This is a genomic window from Tateyamaria sp. (assembly GCF_059783535.1).
Map to the genome: position 1 here is coordinate 84984 of NZ_JBYNDP010000001.1, position 20482 is coordinate 105465.

General features: G+C 60.6%; 16 protein-coding genes. 12 read left to right on the plus strand and 4 right to left on the minus strand.

All coding sequences use genetic code 11. The features are described from left to right. The first annotated feature begins 20 nt into the window (after nt 1-20). The 10 genes from AC6RA8_RS00465 to AC6RA8_RS00510 all read left to right on the plus strand — a co-directional run bounded on the left by AC6RA8_RS00465 (nt 21) and on the right by AC6RA8_RS00510 (nt 8736). Entirely contained in the window at nt 21-1571 is a 1551-nt protein-coding gene (locus AC6RA8_RS00465) for a sugar ABC transporter ATP-binding protein (protein WP_500350156.1), read from the plus strand. Next, complete coding sequence (locus AC6RA8_RS00470) at nt 1565-2548, plus strand: ABC transporter permease (protein ID WP_500350157.1); 984 nt, start codon at nt 1565-1567, stop codon at nt 2546-2548. The genes AC6RA8_RS00465 and AC6RA8_RS00470 overlap by 7 nt, the downstream gene beginning before the upstream one ends. After that, entirely contained in the window at nt 2545-3558 is a 1014-nt protein-coding gene (locus AC6RA8_RS00475) for an ABC transporter permease (protein WP_500350158.1), read from the plus strand. The genes AC6RA8_RS00470 and AC6RA8_RS00475 overlap by 4 nt, the downstream gene beginning before the upstream one ends. After that, entirely contained in the window at nt 3528-3842 is a 315-nt protein-coding gene (gene rhaM / locus AC6RA8_RS00480) for an L-rhamnose mutarotase (RefSeq protein WP_500350159.1), read from the plus strand. Before AC6RA8_RS00475 ends, rhaM begins: the two co-directional genes overlap by 31 nt. Then, nucleotides 3839-5209, plus strand: a complete 1371-nt coding sequence (locus tag AC6RA8_RS00485; RefSeq protein WP_500350160.1) for an FGGY-family carbohydrate kinase — start codon at nt 3839-3841, stop codon at nt 5207-5209. The genes rhaM and AC6RA8_RS00485 overlap by 4 nt, the downstream gene beginning before the upstream one ends. 161 nt (nt 5210-5370) lie before the next feature. Beyond that, nucleotides 5371-5790, plus strand: coding sequence for a hypothetical protein (locus AC6RA8_RS00490; RefSeq protein WP_500350161.1), 420 nt, complete (start codon nt 5371-5373; stop codon nt 5788-5790). After that, entirely contained in the window at nt 5787-6908 is a 1122-nt protein-coding gene (locus tag AC6RA8_RS00495; RefSeq protein ID WP_500350162.1) for a TFIIB-type zinc ribbon-containing protein, read from the plus strand. The genes AC6RA8_RS00490 and AC6RA8_RS00495 overlap by 4 nt, the downstream gene beginning before the upstream one ends. After that, the gene (locus tag AC6RA8_RS00500; RefSeq protein WP_500350163.1) at nt 6905-7576 is read left to right on the plus strand and encodes a nitroreductase; all 672 of its coding nucleotides are present in this window, start codon (nt 6905-6907) and stop codon (nt 7574-7576) included. Before AC6RA8_RS00495 ends, AC6RA8_RS00500 begins: the two co-directional genes overlap by 4 nt. Further along, a complete protein-coding gene (gene dtd, locus AC6RA8_RS00505; protein WP_500350164.1) occupies nt 7573-8019 on the plus strand; it encodes a D-aminoacyl-tRNA deacylase in 447 nt (148 codons plus the stop codon). Before AC6RA8_RS00500 ends, dtd begins: the two co-directional genes overlap by 4 nt. A 189-nt stretch (nt 8020-8208) precedes the next feature. Further along, nucleotides 8209-8736: a hypothetical protein gene (locus AC6RA8_RS00510; protein WP_500350165.1), complete on the plus strand. Its 528-nt coding sequence runs from the start codon at nt 8209-8211 to the stop codon at nt 8734-8736. A gap of 75 nt (nt 8737-8811) precedes the next feature. On the opposite strand, the gene AC6RA8_RS00515 is transcribed toward AC6RA8_RS00510, so the two are convergent. From AC6RA8_RS00515 to AC6RA8_RS00530, 4 genes are all read right to left on the minus strand, one after another. After that, nucleotides 8812-9993, minus strand: coding sequence for an HlyD family type I secretion periplasmic adaptor subunit (locus AC6RA8_RS00515; protein ID WP_500350166.1), 1182 nt, complete (start codon nt 9991-9993; stop codon nt 8812-8814). Then, nucleotides 9990-12224 (minus strand): ATP-binding cassette domain-containing protein, encoded by a 2235-nt coding sequence (locus AC6RA8_RS00520; protein WP_500350167.1) that lies wholly within the window; start codon nt 12222-12224, stop codon nt 9990-9992. Before AC6RA8_RS00520 ends, AC6RA8_RS00515 begins: the two co-directional genes overlap by 4 nt. Then, complete coding sequence (locus AC6RA8_RS00525) at nt 12221-13558, minus strand: TolC family protein (RefSeq protein ID WP_500350168.1); 1338 nt, start codon at nt 13556-13558, stop codon at nt 12221-12223. The genes AC6RA8_RS00520 and AC6RA8_RS00525 overlap by 4 nt, the downstream gene beginning before the upstream one ends. A 143-nt stretch (nt 13559-13701) precedes the next feature. Continuing rightward, a complete protein-coding gene (locus AC6RA8_RS00530; protein ID WP_500350169.1) occupies nt 13702-16878 on the minus strand; it encodes an Ig-like domain-containing protein in 3177 nt (1058 codons plus the stop codon). 218 nt (nt 16879-17096) lie between these two features. Here AC6RA8_RS00530 and AC6RA8_RS00535 point away from each other — a divergent pair, with 218 nt between their 5' ends. Beyond that, nucleotides 17097-18197 (plus strand): DUF4147 domain-containing protein, encoded by a 1101-nt coding sequence (locus tag AC6RA8_RS00535; RefSeq protein WP_500350170.1) that lies wholly within the window; start codon nt 17097-17099, stop codon nt 18195-18197. 286 nt (nt 18198-18483) lie between these two features. Then, nucleotides 18484-20436, plus strand: a complete 1953-nt coding sequence (locus AC6RA8_RS00540) for a CocE/NonD family hydrolase (RefSeq protein WP_500350171.1) — start codon at nt 18484-18486, stop codon at nt 20434-20436. The last annotated feature ends 46 nt before the right edge of the window (nt 20437-20482 follow it).

Below are 20482 nucleotides of genomic sequence, written 5' to 3' on the forward strand. Positions count from 1 at the left end.
TCCGGCGGAACCAAGACCCGATGCTGATGCAATCAGAAACCGATCTTTCCGGTCAGTCTGACGACACCGCCGTTCCGGTCATCGCACTGAACAGCGTCACCAAGCTGTTTCCGGTGGTCAAAGCGCTGTCCGAGGTGTCGCTGCAACTCTATCCGGGTCAGGTGACAGCCCTCGTCGGCGAAAACGGCGCGGGTAAGTCGACGTTGGTCAAGATTCTGACAGGCATCTACCAGCCCGACGGGGGCACGATCACTCTCGATGGTACACCCATCGCTTTTCCGACGCCGCAAGCCGCCGGGGCCGCAGGCGTCACCGCCATTCATCAGGAAACCGTTCTGTTTGACGAGTTGTCGGTGGCGGAAAACATCTTCCTCGGCCATGCGCCGCGCGGCCGGTTCGGCCTGATCGACACCGCCGCTATGGTGGACCAGGCGGCTGACATCCTGCGCGGCATTGGCGCGGCGATTGATCCGACGCACAAGCTCAAGGACCTCGGCATCGCCAACAAGCACCTTGTGGCCATCGCGCGCGCCCTGTCCATCGACGCCCGCGTTGTGATCATGGATGAACCCACCGCTGCCCTCAGCCAGAACGAAATCGAAGAGCTGTACACGCTTGTCGAAACGCTCAAGGCACAGGGCAAGGCCATTCTGTTCATCAGTCACAAATTTGATGAGATTTTCCGCATCGCGGATCGCTACACGGTTTTCCGCGACGGCGAACTCGTTGGGGAGGGAGAGATCAGCACCGTCACCGAGGCCGAACTGGTCAAGATGATGGTGGGTCGGGACGTCAGCCAGATTTTCCCGACACGCACACCTCAGGTGGGTAAAGAAGTTCTCGCGGTGAAAGACTACACGCACCCGACAGAATTCGCCGACATCACCTTTGATCTACACCGTGGTGAAATCCTTGGGTTCTATGGCCTTGTGGGGGCCGGACGGTCTGAATTCATGCAGGCGCTGTTCGGGATCACCCGCCGCTCTGGCGGAACGGCCACCATCGATGGGGCATCCGTCAGCATCCGCTCACCCGCCGATGCGGTTGCCAACGGCATTGTCTATGTTCCCGAGGATCGCGGCAGACAGGGGGCCATCGGCGCCCTGCCTATTTTCCAGAACGTCACTCTGCCCTCTCTGGGGCGCACATCCCGCTCGGGGTTCCTGCGCCTGGCCGAAGAGTTCAAGCTCGCCCGCGAATACATCGAACGGCTTGACCTGCGCGCAGCATCGCTGGACACGCCGGTGGGCAACCTATCCGGCGGCAACCAGCAAAAGGTCGTGATCGCCAAGTGGCTCGCCACGCAGCCCAAGGTCATCATTCTGGACGAACCCACCAAGGGGATCGACATCGGGTCCAAGGCGGCGGTGCACGCCTTCATGGCTGAACTGGCCGCCCAAGGGCTTGCCGTCATCATTGTCAGCTCCGAGATTCCCGAAGTTCTCGGCATGTCGGATCGCGTGATCGTCATGCGCGAAGGGCGGATGGCTGCCGAACTTGGCGCCGATGACATGACTCCCGAAACGCTGGTGCGCCATGCCGCCGGGATCAAGGGGAGGCCCACATGCTGAAACGTCTGCTCACCTCGCGCGAAGCGCTGTTGGCTGCGGCGATCATTCTGTTGCTCGCAGTCATCTCCGCCCGGTTCCCCGGCTTTGTGACGCCACAGAACCTCGGCAATGTGTTCAATGACACATCCCCGCTGATCCTTCTGGCAATCGGGCAAATGATCGTCATCCTGACCAAGTGCATCGACCTGAGCGTTGCCGCCAACCTCGCCCTAACGGGGATGGTCGTGGCCATGCTCAACGTCGCCATGCCCGGCCTGCCCGTTCCGATCATCATCGCAATCGCCATTTCGCTGGGGGCGGTGCTGGGTATGGTGAACGGCATCCTTGTCTGGAAACTCGCTATCCCGCCCATCGTCGTGACACTTGGGACGATGACGATTTTCCGCGGCCTAATCTTCGTGATTTCCGACGGCAAATGGGTGAACAGTCACGAGATTGGCGAAGGATTCAAGGCGTTCACTCGCACTGCCTTCCTCGGCCTGCCCACTATGAGCTGGATCGCAATCCTCGCCGTCCTTCTGTTTTCCATCGTCATGGCACGCACTACACTCGGTCGGGCATTCTATGCTGCGGGAGGCAATCCCCATGCAGCGACCTATGCAGGCATCGATGTCGGGCGGACGCAGTTCTGGGCCTTCACCGTATCTGGCGCGCTTGCGGGGCTGACCGGCTATCTTTGGGTGTCGCGCTACGCGGTGGCCTATGTCGATCTTGCGGGCGGGTTCGAACTGGATGTTGTCGCCGCCTGTGTGATCGGCGGCGTTGCGATCATGGGCGGGATCGGAACCGTGATGGGGGCCATGCTGGGCGCTCTATTCCTTGGAGTCATCAAAAACGCATTGCCGGTCGTCGATATTTCGCCTTTCTGGCAACTCGCCATCTCGGGCGGCGCAATCATCATCGCGGTTGCACTCAATGCGCAGGCCAACCGGGAAAAGGGGCGCATCATCCTGAAACGCGCCGAGCATGCCACATGACCGACAGAACACGCGTTATACCAGACCGGCTGCAATCGCCGCTCGAAAGGCACCTGAAAAGCTGGGAAAGCCTGCTGATCCTTGTAGCCGTCGCGGTGTTCGTCGCCAACAGTTTTGCCTCCCCCTATTTTCTAAACGCCTGGAACCTCAGCGACGCGACCTTCAACTTCACCGAAAAGGCAATGATCGCCTTTGCCATGGCGCTGTTGATCATCTCGGGAGAGATTGATCTAAGCGTCGCGTCGATCATTGCGCTGGCGTCAACCGCCATGGGGGCCGCCGTTCAGTTCGGGGTCGACACACCGGGCCTTGTGCTGATCGGGCTTGGCATCGGTCTGATTTGCGGGGCCTTCAACGGTTTTCTTGTGACGGTGATGGGCTTGCCCTCCATCGTTGTGACCATCGGCACGATGAGCCTGTTTCGCGGCATCAGCTATATCGTGTTGGGCGATCAAGCTTATCGTGGCTACCCATCCGACTTCGCCTTTTTTGGGCAAGGCTATGTGTTCTGGGTGATCTCTTTTGAATTTGTGCTGTTCGCCATCCTCGCCGTGATCCACGCCATCCTGCTACACAAAACGAATTTCGGGCGGGCTGTCTATGCCATTGGGAACAACCCGACCGGCGCGCTGTTTTCGGGCATTCGCGTCGCCCGCGTAAAATTCATTCTGTTCCTGCTGACCGGCCTGATGTCTGGCATCGCCGCGATCTGCCTGACCTCCCGCCTTGACTCGACCCGTCCCTCCATCGCCTTCGGGTGGGAGCTTGAGATTGTCACCATGGTCGTGCTGGGCGGCGTCAGTATCCTTGGCGGGTCGGGTTCCATTGTCGGTGTGGTGATCGCGGCCTTTGTCATGGGGCTGGTGACCTTTGGACTGGGCCTGCTGAACGTGCCGGGGATCGTGATGTCCATCGTGATCGGTGCGTTGCTGATCTCTGTCATCGCGCTGCCGCGGCTCTGGCAAAAATGGAGGGGTGAATGGAGAAATACGCCTTCAGAATGCGCCTGAACACCGACTGCCGCGATGAGTACATCAAAAGACATGACGCGATCTGGCCGGAACTGGTCGCCCTGCTGAAACAGGCTGGGGTCTCGGACTACTCGATCCATCTGGATGAAGAGACGCACTATCTCTTCGGCGTTCTCTGGCGCACGGAGGATCACGACATGGATACCTTACCCACTCATGAGATCATGCAGCGACGGTGGTCTTTTATGGCCGACATCATGGACACGCATCCTGACAACGCACCGGTCGCAGTGCCCCTGACACCCGTGTTTCATATGCCATGAGCCACGTTGCCGTCATCGACATCGGCAAGACCAATGCCAAGCTGGCCCTTGTCGACCTCGACACCCTCAAAGAACGCGCCGTGGTGATGCGCGCGAACAAGGTGATCCCAGAGCCGCCCTGGCCGCATTTCGACGTGGATGGGCACTGGAGCTTTCTGCTCAATGGCCTTGCAAGGTTCCACGCGATGCACCGCGTTGACGCGATCTCGATAACAACCCACGGCGCAGCTATCGCCCTGATTGGACACGACGGCCAGCTCGCCGCTCCAATCCTTGACTACGAACACACCGGACCTGACGCTTTGGACAAGGCATACATGGCAATCCGCCCCTCTTTTGCGGAAACAGGTGCCCCTCGGTTGGCCGGGGGACTGAACATCGGAGCGCAATTGCTCTGGCAGTTTGAGAGCGATCGGGGGCTCGAGGCACGCACACGCCACATCGTGACCTATCCACAGTATTGGGGCTATCGACTGACGGGCGTTGCGGCGACTGATGTCACTTCGCTGGGGTGCCACACCGATTTGTGGAACCCGTTCAAAGGACAGCCATCGTCCCTAGTCGCGCAGCTTGGGATCGAAGGGCAACTCGCGCCAACCCTCAAACCGGACGCGGTGTTGGGACCGCTCCTGCCCGACATCGCGCAACAAACCGGCCTGCCCTTGGACACACCCGTCTATTGCGGCATCCACGATTCCAACGCCTCACTTCTGGCTCATCTGGTGGCGCGGACCCCACCGTTCAGCGTTGTCTCAACCGGCACCTGGGTGATCTGCATGGCCATAGGTGGGGGCGCGGTTACTCTCGACCCCACCAAGGACACGCTGGTCAATGTGAACGCCTTTGGCGATCCGGTGCCATCGGCTCGCTTTATGGGCGGGCGCGAACACGACCTACTGATGCGGAGCCATGGCGTCGAGCCAAACGACAACGACATAGCAACCGCACTGAACGATCGCCCGATGCTTCTGCCTGCCGCTGTTTCCGATACCGGCCCGTTCCAGGGCATGTCGGCCCGCTGGATTGGCGCAGAGCCTTCGCCCGGCACAGGCCTCCGCACCGCATGTGTCAGCTTCTACCTCGCGCTGGTCACTTCGCGATGCCTCACGCTGATCGGGCACAAGGGGCCGGTGTTCGTCGAAGGCCCGTTTGCACGAAACACCACCTACCTCAAAATGCTCGCATCGGCGATGGGCACAACCGTGCACGCCATGACCAGTACAACAGGCACCAGCGAAGGGGCTGCCCTGTTGGCACGTATAGCCACTGGCCGAACCGAGGCCCCACAGACAGAACCCGCCGTATCTCCGTCCAATGACCACGCCGCCTACGCACGCAGATGGTCAAACCTTGTCGACCAACCGTAAGTCGGGGGCTCAGGTCCACTATCGCAAAGGTTCCGCGTCAACTTTCACTGTGAGGACACTGCTTCCATGTAGCGTTCCTGATCAGGCAGCGGTACGTTGGCCGTAGAACACCGAACGGTTGATGGCACCGCCCACACACCGTTCCACTTGAGGGAACAGACATGCGCCGAAAGGCCACGATTGCGCTTCACTGGCTCACTTTGGTGTTGCTGATCCTACTGGTGGCAGGCGGGCCGATACCAGTCATTGCATGGGCCTTTGTTCTGTCGGGTCTGACCATGTGTCTACTGGCCCTAAGCCAAGGGTTGATGAATAATCCCGGCCCGAAACTCGAAGGGGCGCTGCGCCGCGCACATCCATGGCTCAGCCGCGCTATGTACGCAGCGCTCGGCATCGTGGCCGCACTGACCGCGTGGTCGCAGCTTGGCGGCTCATGGTCAGGCCCGTCCTTGTCCGACATCTATTTCTACCTCATGTCAGCCTCTTCTCTGCACGCCATATTTCACCTCTGGCGACACACGGCGCTTGGCGATGGGGCGTTGCGCCGAATGACACCAAAATCCATGCACAAACTGCTATGACCGATATTCAAGACCAAAGCGGTCCCGCCGGCCTCGCCGACCACCGCTTTCCCTGCGATAATTGTGGCGCAGACTTCCGCTTTGATCCGGGTACCGGACAGCTTGTCTGCGACCATTGCGGCAACACCGCGTACATGGACAGCGAGACCCCACGGGCAATCGCACCCATTGCAGAGCTGGACTATCGCGCGGCATTGCGCGCTGAATTGCCCGCCGCAGAAATCGAAGAAACACGCGTCTCAACCTGCCCAAACTGCGCGGCACAGGTCGAATTCAACGCCGACATTCACGCCACCGAATGCCCGTTCTGCGCCACACCGGTGGTCACAGACACCGGGGCACATCGCCATATCAAACCACGCGGCGTTCTGCCCTTCGCCATAACTGAAGCACAGGCGCGCAAAGCCATGACCGACTGGCTAGGCGGGCTGTGGTTTGCCCCAAACGGGCTGCAGGAATACGCCCGCAAAGGCCGCGCGATGCAGGGTATCTATGTGCCCTACTGGACCTTCGACGCTGACACGCGCAGCGCCTATACTGGCGAGCGCGGTACCGTCTACTACGAAACCAAAACAGTCATGCGTGATGGCAAGCGCCAACAGGTGCGCGTCGCCAAGGTGCGCTGGCGGCGCACACGGGGCAAGGTTGCACGCTTCTTCGATGACGTGCTGGTGCTGGCTTCCAAATCCCTGCCCAAACGCTTCACTGATGCGCTTGAGCCATGGGACCTCAGCGCGCTTGAGCCCTATGCGCCCGAGTTTCTGGCCGGGTTCCGTGCTGAAGGCTACGCCATCGAGTTGGAGGAAGGATTTGAAGAGGCGCGCGCGCGTATGGATCGGGTCATCGCCCGGGATGTAAAGTTTGACATCGGCGGCGACCGTCAGCGCATCCATTCCATTGACACGAAACTGGGGGCAATCACCTTCAAGCATATCCTGCTGCCGGTCTGGCTGGCCGCTTACAAGTATCGCGGCGAAACCTACCGCTTTGTCGTCAACGGCCGCACGGGCCGGGTGCAGGGCGAACGGCCGTGGTCGGCGGGCAAGATCGCTCTTGCCGTGGTCGTTGGCCTGATCCTGGCGGCAGCTGTTGGCGCATTGGTGGCCCTCCAGCAATGACCCAATACGATACCCTGACCGACATTATGTCGGCCCGCTTTTCCTGCCGCGCCTTTCTGGCAGACCCGGTGCCGCAAGACACAGTTGCCCGGATCGTCTCTGCGGCACAAAAGGTGCCAAGCTGGTGCAACGCGCAGCCGTGGCAGTTGATTGTCACGTCGGGAGAAGAAACAGACCGGTTCCGCAACGCGCTCTATTCCGCCGCCAGCACAACCGCCCCGGCCCCCGACATGCCCTGGCCCGAGGGATACCCTGATGTCTACGGCGACCGCCGCCGCGCCTGTGGCTTCCAGCTTTATGATGCGGTCGGGATCGAAAAGGGGGACCGCGCCGCCTCTGCTCGTCAGATGATGGAGAATTACCGCCTGTTCGGCGCGCCGCACGTCGCCATCGTGACCAGCCCCAAGGTGCTGGGCCCTTACGGCGCGATGGATACGGGTGGCTTTGTCACGGCGTTTTGCCTTGCTGCACAGGCTTTGGGCGTTGCGTCGATCCCGCAAGCCGCCATTGCCGCCCAAGCCCCCTTTGTCCGCAACCATTTCAACATTCCCGAAGACCGCCAGATCCTCTGCGCCATCTCCTTCGGCTATGCCGACCCGGACCACCCCGCCAACGGCTTCCGCACAGATCGTGCCGATGTGAGCGATGTTATGGAGTGGAAGGCATGAGGGCGCTTTTGCAACGCGTGACCGAAGCCTCTGTCACTGTGGAAGGGGAAACGGTTGGCCAATGCGGCCCGGGCCTCCTGATCCTCGTCTGCGCCATGCCCGGCGACACCTATGACACGGCCAAGGCGCTTGCGGCGAAGGTGTCCAAGCTGCGGTTGTTCAAGGACGACGCAGGCAAGATGAACCTGTCGATCCTGCAAACGGGCGGCAGCGCGTTGGTGGTGAGCCAATTCACACTGGCGGCAGACACGTCACGCGGCAACCGCCCCGGATTTTCAGGGGCAGCCAAACCCGACGAGGCCGAAACGCTCTACCTGCAATTTGCACACGCGCTGCGCGATCTTGGGGTTAAGACGGAGACAGGACAGTTCGGCGCAGAGATGTCAGTGAAATTTACGAACGACGGGCCAGTGACAATTTGGCTGGATACTAGCTCTAGCTAGTTTGACATCACCTTGTACGCGGGGTGAAACTGAATTTCAGTCTTTATTTCCTTTAGAATCTTATTTGTAAGAGCATTGGTTTCCAGTGCCGGCCAAGACAACAATGGTTCGACTGAGGACAGAAGAACAGTGAACGTTCTGAATATCAAATCAGTGGGCTTTTGGGTTTGACGCCGGTAGTCTTAGCGCATGAACTGTGACTTGTTAAAAGGTGAGCTGCTTGCTTCGTTGAAAAAGCGAGACCCACAGTGGATTTCTGCGGTTGCAAAATCCTCTGGTAAGCCCCCTGCAGATTTGACCTATGACGATCTTGCCAACATTAGATTTGGCGAGTTTACAATGGGTCGGATTACAAGCGATGTCGAACACCTGTTTTGCGTTTGTCTGCCATTGGATATGCAGTGCAAAAAGTGGACCGTAACCGAGTGTTTCAGTTATTTGCAGGTTCGAGCTCAAAAAAAGGATATCAACTTAAAACTAGCGGCAAACAGGGCTGCTGTTTCAGATCGGCCCACCGTCGCGGCCTTGATAATTTTCTTTGGCTACCTTTTCCTACTAAGCAGTCCCGTTTTGCTGATTTTTCTTTGGCAAAGAGATGGCGCGCTTGTATTTCTTTATGCTGTACCCATAGCGTTCATAAGCTTTAAGATCTTCGATACCGTGTTCACGCGGATGTATTATTTACGTTTAATCCGCAGAATCGAAACATCCTGTTAAAGAAAAAGAATAAGAACTCCAGTCATCTATTGCGATCCGTCTGATGGCGAGGATGGTCTCTAACCGCACCCAACCCTAAGGCTCCCGAAACGCCTCACGCGACTTATACAGTGGCTTCATCAAATACTGCAGCACCGTCTTCGACCCGGTGTGCAACTCGACCTCCGCCTGCATGCCCGGACGGATAGACACAGATTTCTGCCACTCCGTCAGCGCCGACATATCCACCCGCACCGTCACCTTGTAGTGCGGATCGCCATCCGGCTTGCGCTCGTCCTTAAACGTATCGGCCGAGATCAGCTTCACCTCGCCCTTCAACGCCCCATAGATGGTGTAGTCATAGGCGCTCAGCTTCACACTTGCCTCTTGCCCTGGACGCACGCCCGCGATGTCCTTGGGTGACACCCGCGCCTCGACAAACAGCTCTTCGTCCAGCGGAATGATCTGCAGGATTTCCTCACCCGGACGCACGACGCCGCCGATGGTGGTGACGCTCAGATTATTCACGATCCCGCGCATCGGGCTGACCAAAACGGTTCGGTTCAACTGATCCTGCGCTGACTTGTAGGTCTGGCGCAGCGTCCCCAGCTCTTTCAACGTGTCGGAATAGGCCCGCGCACGTTCCAGCTCAGTCTGGGTGATGATCTCGTCCAGCTTGATCCGGGCATCCGCGTGCGCCTTGCGCGCGCGCGTCACTTCGATCAGCGCCACGATCTTGCGCTCAAGCAGGTCTTCCAGCAGTGCCCGCTCCTTCGCCGCCTGATCCAGAACCCGCTGCGCCCCCTCCCGACGGCTCAGGAAATCGGTCTGACGGGCGTTCAACAGCGACCGTTCCGAGGCGACAAGCCCCGGCATCTGCCGTTCCAGCCCGCCGGGCACAGCAAAGTCGAACTGTCCCGCCAACTCGGCCTCAAGCCGCAACTGACGGACGGCCAGCGCGGTGATCTGATCTTGCAGATCATCAGCCTGTGATTGGAACTGCGTGCCTTGCAACCGTGCCAGCACGTCACCACGCTCGACAATATCGCCCTCGGCCACGGCCAGTTCCGCAAGAATACCGCCTTCAAGGTTCTGAATGATCTGCGGGCGCGAGGATGAAATCATCTCGCCCGAGCCGCGCGCGATCTCGTCCACCCACGCAAAAGCCGCCCATAAAACGAACACAAGAACCGCACCTGCGCTCAGCCACACCACCAGCGACGGGCCGCGCATATCGGCCTCAAGCTCTGCGCTCAGGTTGGTCTGCGCGATGCTCATGCGATCTTGCCCTTCAGTGGTACGGTCTTGCCGATGTGGCTCAGTACCTCATCCCGCGGGCCGTCCACGGTCATACGTCCGTTCTGCAGGATCAGCGTGCGGTTGGTCAGCGACAGGATCGGCACCCGGTGGGTTGCGATGATGGACGTGCGGCCCTGCATCCAGGTCTCCAGCCGGCTGACCAGCGTGCTTTCCAACGTCTGATCCAGCGCGGCAGTCGGTTCATCCAGCAGACAAATGGCCGGGTCCTGCAACCACAGACGCGCCCACCCGATGGATTGGCGCTGACCGATGCTGAGGCCCTGCCCTCCATCGAGTATCTCAAGGTCCAAGCCCTTGTGATGCCCCTTTACAAACGGCCCCAACCCCGCGAAATCCAGCGCGGCATAGAGACGGTCATCGTCCCGCTCCAACAGCGTCAGGTTCAGGTTGTCCCGCAGCGTGCCCGAGAAAAGGCGCACATCTTGCCCCAGATAGCCAATCAACCGCCGCAGGTCACGCGGCTCGATCTGGGCCATATCCGTGCCGTCGATCAGCACCCGCCCCTTGCTGGGCGCGTAGACACCCGAGAGCAGCTTCAAGAGCGATGACTTGCCCGCCCCGTTCGCCCCCATAATCGCAACACGCTGGCCGGGCATGATCTGCGCCACCGGAATGTCCAGCGTTGGCGCGCCATCATCTTCGTATTGAAACTGCATCTCTCGCAGTTCGAAATGCCCCTTCAGGCTGTCCCGGCGCAGATAGGTTCGGCTTTCGTCTACATCCTGCGGTGCTTCGGCGATGGCATCCAGACCATCCAGCGCCGCCTTCACATTGCCCCACCGCGCCATGGTCCCCGCCAGTTGCGTCAGCGGTGCCAAGGTGCGCGAGGTCAGAATACCCACGGCAATGATCGACCCAACGGTGAACTGCCCGGCAAAGACCAGATAGGTGCCCGCAATCACCGCAGCGACATAGGTCATCTGCTGCATACCCTGCGACCAGAACGTCAAGACCGACGCCAAGCGCCGCTGCTCGGACGATTTCATGGCGCTCAACGTCGTCAGTTCTTGCCACAACCGCATGACCCGATCCTCGGCACGCTGCGTCTTGACTGTATCGCGCTCAAAGATGGCCTCGTGCAGCAGGCGCGAGGACTTGGCGGACGCGCCCTGCGTCTCTTGCGTGAGCCGCAGCATCCGCTTTTGCAGGAAGAACCCGGGCACCACCATCAGAACCCCGCCAAGGATCAACACCCACACAACAGGCCCCGCAATAGAGGCCACCAACAGCAGGAACACAAAGATGAACGGAATGTCCGCGATGGTCCCAATCGTCGACGCGGTAAAAAACTCACGCACCGAGCCAAACTCGCGCATCGCCGAAAAGGTCATCGACGGCGACTGGCCACGCAGATCAGAACGCATGCCCATCACACGCCGCATCAGCAGGGTCAGTACAGACAGCTCGATCTGCCGCCCGGCCCCATCCATCAAACGCGCCCGCGCAATCTTGATGAACGCTTCAAGCAGAAGCGCCAGACAGGCCCCTGCCGCCAGCACCCACAACGTCGCTTCGGACTGGTGCGGGATCACCCGGTCATAGACCTGCAAGGAAAACAAGGCGACGGCGACAGCCAACAAGTTGGCCACGAAAGACCCAAGCGCCACCTCTGCCAGCGCCTTGCGAAAGCGCGGGAACTGGCCCCAGAACCAGTGGCTCGTCACCCTGAACGTCTTGTGCACCTCGGCCACATGTTCAAGCGGCGCCTCGGCCTTGACCAGAAAACCCGCAAAAAAGGGAGAGAACTCCGCCAACGGTACATGGGCGCGATTGTCCGGACATGTCTTGTCAAAGATGATCAGATCATCCCGGTCTTGTCCTACAACCAAAACCACCTGACCACTCGTCATATAGGCCAGCGCGGGCCAGTGATCAGGTGTCAATGCACCGACAGACTGCACCTGCGCCCGCAAGCCCGCCCCTTGCAAACAGGTTGCAATAGCGCTGGCCTCAACCTTGTCGCTGGTCCCCTCCTGCGCCTGCAACATAAGCGTTTCAAACACATCGGACCGGGCCGAGTACACGCCCAGCAACCCGGCATAGGCAACCGCCATCTCTGCCCGTGCGTTCAGCCGATCCGTCAGCAGGTTGGTGTTATCCGCACGCGGGGCCTCCTTGACCGGGGCCGCTTTGATCTGGGCGCGGTTTCCATTTGTGATGGTAAGGGTAAAGGGCTGCTTGTCAGTCAAATCTGCTCTCCATCGGCAAGCACACCCTGCACGCGGGCCAGTTCGACCTGCAGCCTGATGGCTTCGTATTTCAGCAGCACTTCTGACACCTGGCGCGCGGCAAAGCTTTCATAGACGCCCACCACGTCCATGACCTGCCGCTGCCCGGCCTGATATTGTTCCTGGAACAGATCCAGGTTCGTCTTGGCCAGCGCAGTCAGTCCGCGCGCCTCGCCGGCCTGTCGGGCGGTCGCAGCAACCTCTCCCTCCAACCGTCGCAAAGCCCGGTTCGCATCCTCATTGGCCTGCGCCACCTGCCGACCCGCCGCTTCCTTTGCGGCTTCGATCGCACGCAGGCGTGCGCCGGTCCAAAGGCCTAGCGACATGCCCCCCGCCGTGATGCCCGCCCCACTGTTTTCTCCAACCGTGGCCTGCGCGCTGATGCCCGGCAATTGGCTGGCCCGATCAATCTGTGCCTGCGCGATGCTGCGCTCTTTTTCGGCCTCTGCCCGCGTGACAGCAAGGGGCTGCGCGGCAGTCCCCCCAACGGTCAAGGGCGCCAGCCCCCGCACATCATCCAGTGGCTGGATCGACATGGCGTTCAGCTCGGCAATGGCCGTGGCCGCGGCTTCGTCGCTGGCCGCAATGGCGGCCCGGATCTCTGCCAGTTTCTGGCGGATCACATTCAGGTCGGACAAGTCCGACACACCACCCCGAACACGCTCGGACATGATGTATTCAAAATGCTCCATCTCACGCAGGGTCGCGCTGTGGACAGCAGCGCTTTCACGCGCTTCAACGGCGTTCAGATACAGGCCCAGACCCGTTGCAACACGCGCGTTGGTGTCTTCGACCAACGCCACAGCGGCCACCTCAACGTCGGCCTTGGCAAAGGCGCGTTCACCTTTCTTACGGCCATTGTCGAAAATCACCTGATCCACAACAATCTGCGTGATGACATCACCAAGTGAATTCAAAGACACACGCGGTCCGACAGTCGGCAACCAGTTCTTGGATGCGGCAGAGGCGCGCAAACGTGCAGCACGCAATTCGGTTTCAGCGGCACGCGCGTTGGCGGCGAGTACGGATGTCGCAACCGTGTCATAGGCGCTGCCGCCGGGCAGCACAGACTGACGGGCCAGCAGACCCTGGATCACGGGGCTTTCGGTGTTCAGTGTCTCATCATGTTTGGTTGGCGTCGCGCGCAACGCCGCGTGCGACACAGGGGCCGCGTTGTCCCCAGCACCCGTGTTCAACCGGGACACAAAGGGCACCTCACCCAAATCCCCCGTACACCCCGCAGCCAGCGAGACGGCGGCGAAAAGCGCCGCAAACTTGATACCACCTTGCCCCATAGTCCTGTCCCGTTTCGGGTTTTTATCGTTGGGTTGTGTGGGCGCGGTTACGGAACCCGGTCCGCGCCTCATATCATTCTGGAGTGTGCTCGATTGTTTTTGTAGTTGCTCTTGCCCAGTGAAAATCTCGTGTTGTCAGTGCCCTAGACGACGCCCGTGTTGACCGCGATGTCGTCGTCCAGAATGATCGTGCCCTCTGTGCCGAGGCTGTAGACGTCATAGGACTGCCCATCAACCGTTGTTGAACCGGTGCGCGTGGCTCCCGCGATTGTGACCGTATCATCGCTGCCGCCGTGGATGGTCAGCGTGTTTGTGCTGTCCGACAGACCCAGAAGCTGCGCTTCGGTGATGGTCAGGTTGGCCTCTTCCGCGAATTGCAGCTCGACCGCTTCGATCTGGTAGTTGCCCAAGGCAGGGTTACCCAGATCAACGGTGGAATTGGCGCTTTCATCGTCCAGAACCACGTAGGTGCCGACCGTGTTGCCCGCCGCATCCGCGCTGCTCACCACAAGGTGCGAGCCATCCGGCACATCGGTCTGGAATTGGAAGTTCGTCTCTCCCAACACGTCGATATCGACTTGCGTTGCCGCCACATCCGTGACCGACCCGTCGGCATTGACTTGTGCGACGGCCAGATCACCATCGCTCTGCTCGGTCGAGATACCCCGGATACCATCCGCATCCCGCGTAAAGCTGGCGATGACAGGGCCGTCGGGCGCCTCGGTGTCGATGCGTACCGTGTCGCTCAGGGTTTCGGTGTTGCCCACCGCGTCCGTCGCCATGACGGTGATAGCCGCGTCATATTCGCCGCTGGGAATGGCCGACGGCGGAATATCCAGCGACCAGTTGCCTGCTGCATCCACGGTTGCGGCCAGAACGGTGCCGTTGAAATCGACCATCACGGTTGATCCGGGTTCGACCTGGCCACCGAGGTTGATACCCTCGCGTGCCTCGGCCCCGCTGACGACGTTGTCCGAAGTCACTGTGTCTTGAATGTCCAGTTGGTTGACCAGGGTGTCGACTCGCACGGTGTCTGAAACGGTCGCCACGTTGCCCGCGCGGTCCGTCGCAGTGACGGAAACGCTGGTCGTATATTCACCCTCGGGAATTTGCGTGGCGGCGAACGGCGCCTGCCAGTTTCCGTTCGTATCCACGATGGCCGGCACTGTCTGGCTGCCCAAGGTGACCATCACTGTCGATCCGGGTTCAGACGTGCCGGTCACGATAACCCCGTCCGCGCGCTCGGCGCCCGAGATCACATTGTCGCCTTCGATCAGATCTGCCGCAACCGACAGGTTGTCGACACGTGTATCCACATGCACCGTGTCCGTCACCGTCGCCGTATTTCCGGCGGCATCCGTCGTGGTTGCGGTGATCTGCGCATCATAGGTGCCTTGCTGCACCTCGGTCGCGCTGAAAAAGGCCTGCCAGACACCGTTTGCACCCGCCACGGCCTGATGCGTTACACCATGCAAGGTGACATTGACCAAAGCCCCGGGATCGGCTGTGCCGGACAGAACCACGCCGTCGCTGGCCTCGGCCCCGTTGATGATGTCGTCGCCTTCAACCGGACCGTTGAGGGTTAGAACGCTGGCCTGCGTGTCCACGTTGACCGACTGGGTCACGCTGCTCGTGTTTCCCGCCGCATCTGTGGCGGTCGCCACCATGTCTGTGGTGTATGTACCGCTTGGCACCTGCCCCAGCGCAAAACTCGCCGTCCATGTGCCATCAGCAGACACAACCGCGTTCGTCGAAACACCACCCAGGACCACAACAATTGACGAACCGGGCTCAACAACGCCCGTGACCACCAAACCCGAGGCTACCTCGGCCGCGTTGATTGTACCGTCGCCACCTGCGGTAGACGTGTAGCCAAGCGCATTGACCAGCGTATCGACAGTGACGGACCCGGTGGCCGTCGCACTGTTACCGGCAGTATCCGTCGCAACGGCAGTAACAGCGACCTCCGTCTCGCCCGCTGGAACGTCGGCGGCGACAAAAACCGCGGACCAGTTGCCAGCCGCATCCGCCGTTGCACTGCGCGTCACGTTGCCAAAGATAACCTCAACCGTCGATCCGGGCTGCGCTGTACCCGTCAGGGTAACACCGTCCGATGCCTCAGAGGCGTTGATCACACCATCCGTCTCGACTGTGGCGGTCTCCATGGTGACCGAAGCAACGGTGTCGACAACCAACATGTCGCTTGCGGTCGTGCTGTTGCCAAAGGCATCCGTCGCCACAATGGTGACATCGGTTGAATACTCGCCCTCGGCAATCGTACCGGGCTGCCAAGTGGCCTGCCATGTCCCATCATCAGCCACCGTGACCGTGCGCGTCACACCAGCGACCGTGACAGCGACCGTGGCACCTGCCTCGCCAGTGCCTTCAAGCGTCACACCACCCGACAGCTCTGTGCCATTGACAATATGACCAACGGAATCGACGCCTTCGGTCACGGCCACCTCAGGTGGGGTCGTGTCGATGACAAAGACTGGGCCGGCAATGGTGGTTGATCCACCACCCGCATGGGCGAACAAGGCCGATGTCTCCACGGTCCCATCCGCCGGGAACGTGCCGTCGACAAACTCAACCGACCATGTGCCGTCATCCAGAATGGTGACAGTCTGAACCTGCCCACCAGCGGTCACTTCGACCGTGTCGCCCGGCTCACCCGTGCCGGAGACCGTGAAACGATGGGTCGATGTATCATCGCCACCCACATTCGTGGATGCGCCTGCATTGTCGACAGACGGGTCGGCAGGGACATAAGTGGCTGTGCCGCCACCACCTCCGCCGCCTATACCACCGCCGCCGACGACAGCAGCGCCGCCAATCACTGCAGCAGCTGCTGCACCGCCGCCCAGCAGACCACCACCGCCAAGAAGGGCAGCGCCCAGCATAGATACGTCTTCTTCAGCTGCAGCGGCAGCCTGCGCCACCTCCGTACGCCCGAGATAGATCAGATCATCCGACGGGCTCCACTTGCCCCACTGCTCGGTCGGCCCGAACTGGGCAAACAACTCACCATCGGTGGTTTCGACAAAAGCGACCTCGTTTAGGTAACCATCCGCCGAAATGAACAGCCGGTTCGCATCGCCAACATCATTGAAGTAATTTTCGAGGATGATCTGGCGCCCGTCCACCAGAGTGATGATCAGATCATCGCCATTGCGTTGCTGACCGGCAAGGTCGATCTGCCGCAGGTTGAACGAAACTTCCTGCCCGCTAGTCAGTGAAACTGTCGTTCCGCTGTCAACAGGCACGGCTCCACGCTGCAATGCGCCCGCGCCATCGCGGACGACGAAATCAATCGCCTTCATTTGGTAACACCACTCTCGCCCCGACCGCTTTAATGCGGTTCCTTCATGTAACGCGCCGCCGGCATTATTCGCCGTGCTGACCACTTGTTCTGACGCAGTGATAAGCGAATCATGATTCTAGGGCTAGAGTCTTTTTGTCTATCGATCACAATTTACAGCGTTTCCGGGTACATATTGTGCTGATTCGGACTCACTTCTTGCCAAAACGAGGTCGCACCATGCCCCAGCCCCCTGATCTTCTCGCCCTTTGGCATACGGGTGTGAATGCCGTCGGTGGGGAGGCTGCGGTCAATCGCGCGATTGCCTCCGGTCATGTCGAAAAACCCGATAGGATCATCGCAGTGGGCAAGGCAGCGGCAGCCATGGCAGTGGCCGCCGTGCGAAAATGGCCCGATGCCCCCTGCCTTATTGTCACGAAATACGACCATGCCAAAGACGCGCCCGCCAACGCGCAGGTGATCGAAGCCGCCCATCCGGTGCCGGATGCTGCATCCGTTGCGGCGGGACAGGCTCTGATAGATGCGGTGCAGTCCTGCGGGCAGGACAGCCACCTGCTCATGCTGGTCTCGGGCGGGGCATCCTCGCTTGCCGAGGTTCCAGAAGGCGATATGACGCTCGACGCACTGAAAGCCGAAACCCAATCGCTTCTCGCATCGGGCGCGCCGATCGGAGAGATGAATGCACACCGTACGTCGCGGTCTCGGATCAAGGGAGGCAAGCTGCTGTCCCGCTTCAACGGGGCAAGGGTTACAACATTGGCACTGTCGGATGTTGAAGGCGACAGCCTCGCCACCATTGGCTCCGGCATCGGGGATGCGCCCGCCCAGGCCAGCTTCGACTTTGCACCACATATCATCGCCAGCAATGCCATCGCACGGGAGGCAGTGGCTGGCGCCAGCCCGGTCCCGGTGCGGACAAACAGTGAAACACTCTATGTCGACGTCGCTGACCTTGCCCCAGATCTGGGCCGGACACTGCGCTGTGCTGCGCCGGGCCTGCACATCTTTGGTGGCGAGCCAGTGGTACATTTGCCGCCAGCGCCCGGTCACGGCGGACGCAACATGGCGCTTGGCCTTGCCCTTGCGCGCGAGATTGCCGGAACGGAGGGGCTGCAGATCCTCGTGGCGGGCACGGATGGCACCGATGGCCCCACAGATGCGGCAGGTGCGATTGTCGATGGCAGCACATGGGAAGAGAGCGGCGCCGACGCGCTTGCACGGGCCGACGCCTATCCCTGGCTCAAAGACCATGATGCACTTGTCATCACCGGCCCTACGGGTACGAATGTCATGGACCTGCTCATCGCATATAAGGCGTGACCCAAAGGCCGCTGCGCGACGACATGTTTAGGGGGCTCTGCCACGGCCTGCGGCCCCCCCCCCGAGGCACTGTCGGCCAGAAAAGAGATGAGGGAAGGTCATCCTTTCTCCTGGCACTGCCATCGGCAGCCTCTGCCTATACCGCTTGTATATTCAAAGCCTCATTGAGGTGAACAGTCTCTTTCTTCTGACCTGAAATACCTCAGGGGGTGAGCGCATCAGCGCCAGGGGGCTGCCCCCCTTGCCCCGCTTGACAGTTTTGCGTGGCGCGGCCCACGGTGCGCCCATGAAGAACGCGCTCCGCGAGATCGAAGAACAGCCTGATCTGGGCATCACTCTTACCGACGGCACCCGTTTGTCCGCCCGGATGTGGCGCCCCGTAGATTCAACGGACGATCCGGTGCCGGTGATCCTTGAATACCTGCCCTACCGCAAGCGCGACGGGACCTGCGCCCGCGACGCGCTCACACATCCTTACTTCGCCCAGCGCGGCTATGCCTGCCTGCGTGTCGACGTGCGCGGCAATGGCGACAGCCACGGTTTGATGCAAGACGAATACACCAAGCAGGAGCTTGATGATGCGGTTGAGGTGATCAGGTGGGCAGCGGATCAGTCATGGTGCAATGGCAATGTCGGCATGATGGGGATCAGCTGGGGCGGCTTCAACAGCTTGCAGGTCGCAGCCATGACGCCCGAACCGCTCAAGGCGATCATCACGCTCTGCTCGACCGTCGACCGCTTTGCAGATGACATTCACTACAAGGGTGGCTGCCTGCTCAATGAAAACCTGGGCTGGGGCGCCACGATGTGGAGCTATTCCTCCCGCGCCCCCGACCCCGCCCTGCGGCCCGACTGGCGCGAGATGTGGCTGGAGCGGTTGGAAAACGAACCCTTCCTGCCCAGCACGTGGCTGCGCCACCAATCGCGGGACGACTATTGGAAGCACGGCTCGGTCTGCGAGAGTTACGACACGATCAAGGCCAAAGTTCTGGCCATCGGCGGCTGGGGAGACTCCTACAAGAACGCCGTCCCGCAGATCGTCGACAACATCCCCGGCGCCAAGGGGATCATCGGGCCATGGGTTCACAAGTATCCGCATTTTGCAGTGCCCGAGCCACGCATCGGTTTCCTGCAAGAAGCCCTGCGCTGGTGGGATCGGTGGCTGAAAAGCATTGAAACCGGTGTCGAGGATGACCCGGACATGCGCACCTATCTCATGGACGGCGTGCGCCCCGCCACATGGTACACTGACCGCCCGGGACGCTGGCTTGCAGACCCGCAAAGCCAGACACAGCTTTGGTACCTGACCGATACGGGCCTCAATGCGGCCGAGGGCCCGCTCAGACAGGATATCGCGTCACCTCAGGATACAGGCGCAGACGGGGGGGAATACTGTGCCATCTGGCTCGGTCCCGAACTGCCCGGCGATCAACGGCGCGACGACGCACTCAGCGCCACGTTTGACAGCGCACCGCTCGAAACCGATCTCGCGATCACCGGTGCCCCAATCATACGCCTGAACCTCAGCGCCGATCAGCCCGTTGCGCATATCGCGGTGCGGCTGAACCACGTGCACCCCGATGGCGCCTCCACACGGATCACCTACGGCGTTCTCAACCTCGCCAACCATCTGGGCAGGCCCTTGGTCCCGGGACAGCGCGAAGCAATCCGGCTGAACCTGGACCATATCGCCTACACCGTCCCGGCGGGGCACCGCATCCGCGTGTCACTTTCGACCGCCTACTGGCCCCTGATCTGGCCCGCCCCACAGACCGCCACTGTGACGCTCAGCGCCGGATCGCTGTCCATTGATGCGCTGACCCCGTCAGACAGTTGCACCTTCCCACCGCCTGACGCCGCCCCACCCTGGCAAACCGAAGACCTCCGCCCCGAGGCGCATACCCGCCGTCAGGAAACAGATATGGTCACCGGGATCACCTCCCTGATCATCGAAGATGACTTCGGCAAGGTCCGTGACCTTGACCACGGCCTAATCACGGGCTCCATCGCCCGCGAACGCTGGGATATCCATCCCGATGACCCGCTCTCGGCAAGGGGCACCTGCCATTGGACCGACGAAATCGAGCGCGGCAACATACGCCTGCGCACCGAAGCAAGCTGCGCCATGTGGTCCGACGCCACCCACTTCCATCTCAGCGCACAGATGCAAGCGTTCGAGAACGATATCTGCATCTATGAGCGCACGATCACCGACCGCATTCCCCGGCGTAACCTGTAGCGTCCCGTGAACGCCAACGCTCACATTGCTGAAAACATTCCCGGAT

Coding starts and splice junctions, on each gene's coding strand:
- AC6RA8_RS00465 (WP_500350156.1), top strand. CDS start 21: ATGCTGATGCAATCAGAAACCGATCTTTCCGGTCAGTCTGACGACACC.
- AC6RA8_RS00470 (WP_500350157.1), top strand. CDS start 1,565: ATGCTGAAACGTCTGCTCACCTCGCGCGAAGCGCTGTTGGCTGCGGCG.
- AC6RA8_RS00475 (WP_500350158.1), top strand. CDS start 2,545: ATGACCGACAGAACACGCGTTATACCAGACCGGCTGCAATCGCCGCTC.
- rhaM (WP_500350159.1), top strand. CDS start 3,528: ATGGAGAAATACGCCTTCAGAATGCGCCTGAACACCGACTGCCGCGAT.
- AC6RA8_RS00485 (WP_500350160.1), top strand. CDS start 3,839: ATGAGCCACGTTGCCGTCATCGACATCGGCAAGACCAATGCCAAGCTG.
- AC6RA8_RS00490 (WP_500350161.1), top strand. CDS start 5,371: ATGCGCCGAAAGGCCACGATTGCGCTTCACTGGCTCACTTTGGTGTTG.
- AC6RA8_RS00495 (WP_500350162.1), top strand. CDS start 5,787: ATGACCGATATTCAAGACCAAAGCGGTCCCGCCGGCCTCGCCGACCAC.
- AC6RA8_RS00500 (WP_500350163.1), top strand. CDS start 6,905: ATGACCCAATACGATACCCTGACCGACATTATGTCGGCCCGCTTTTCC.
- dtd (WP_500350164.1), top strand. CDS start 7,573: ATGAGGGCGCTTTTGCAACGCGTGACCGAAGCCTCTGTCACTGTGGAA.
- AC6RA8_RS00510 (WP_500350165.1), top strand. CDS start 8,209: ATGAACTGTGACTTGTTAAAAGGTGAGCTGCTTGCTTCGTTGAAAAAG.
- AC6RA8_RS00515 (WP_500350166.1), bottom strand. CDS start 9,993: ATGAGCATCGCGCAGACCAACCTGAGCGCAGAGCTTGAGGCCGATATG.
- AC6RA8_RS00525 (WP_500350168.1), bottom strand. CDS start 13,558: ATGGGGCAAGGTGGTATCAAGTTTGCGGCGCTTTTCGCCGCCGTCTCG.
- AC6RA8_RS00530 (WP_500350169.1), bottom strand. CDS start 16,878: ATGAAGGCGATTGATTTCGTCGTCCGCGATGGCGCGGGCGCATTGCAG.
- AC6RA8_RS00535 (WP_500350170.1), top strand. CDS start 17,097: ATGCCCCAGCCCCCTGATCTTCTCGCCCTTTGGCATACGGGTGTGAAT.
- AC6RA8_RS00540 (WP_500350171.1), top strand. CDS start 18,484: ATGAAGAACGCGCTCCGCGAGATCGAAGAACAGCCTGATCTGGGCATC.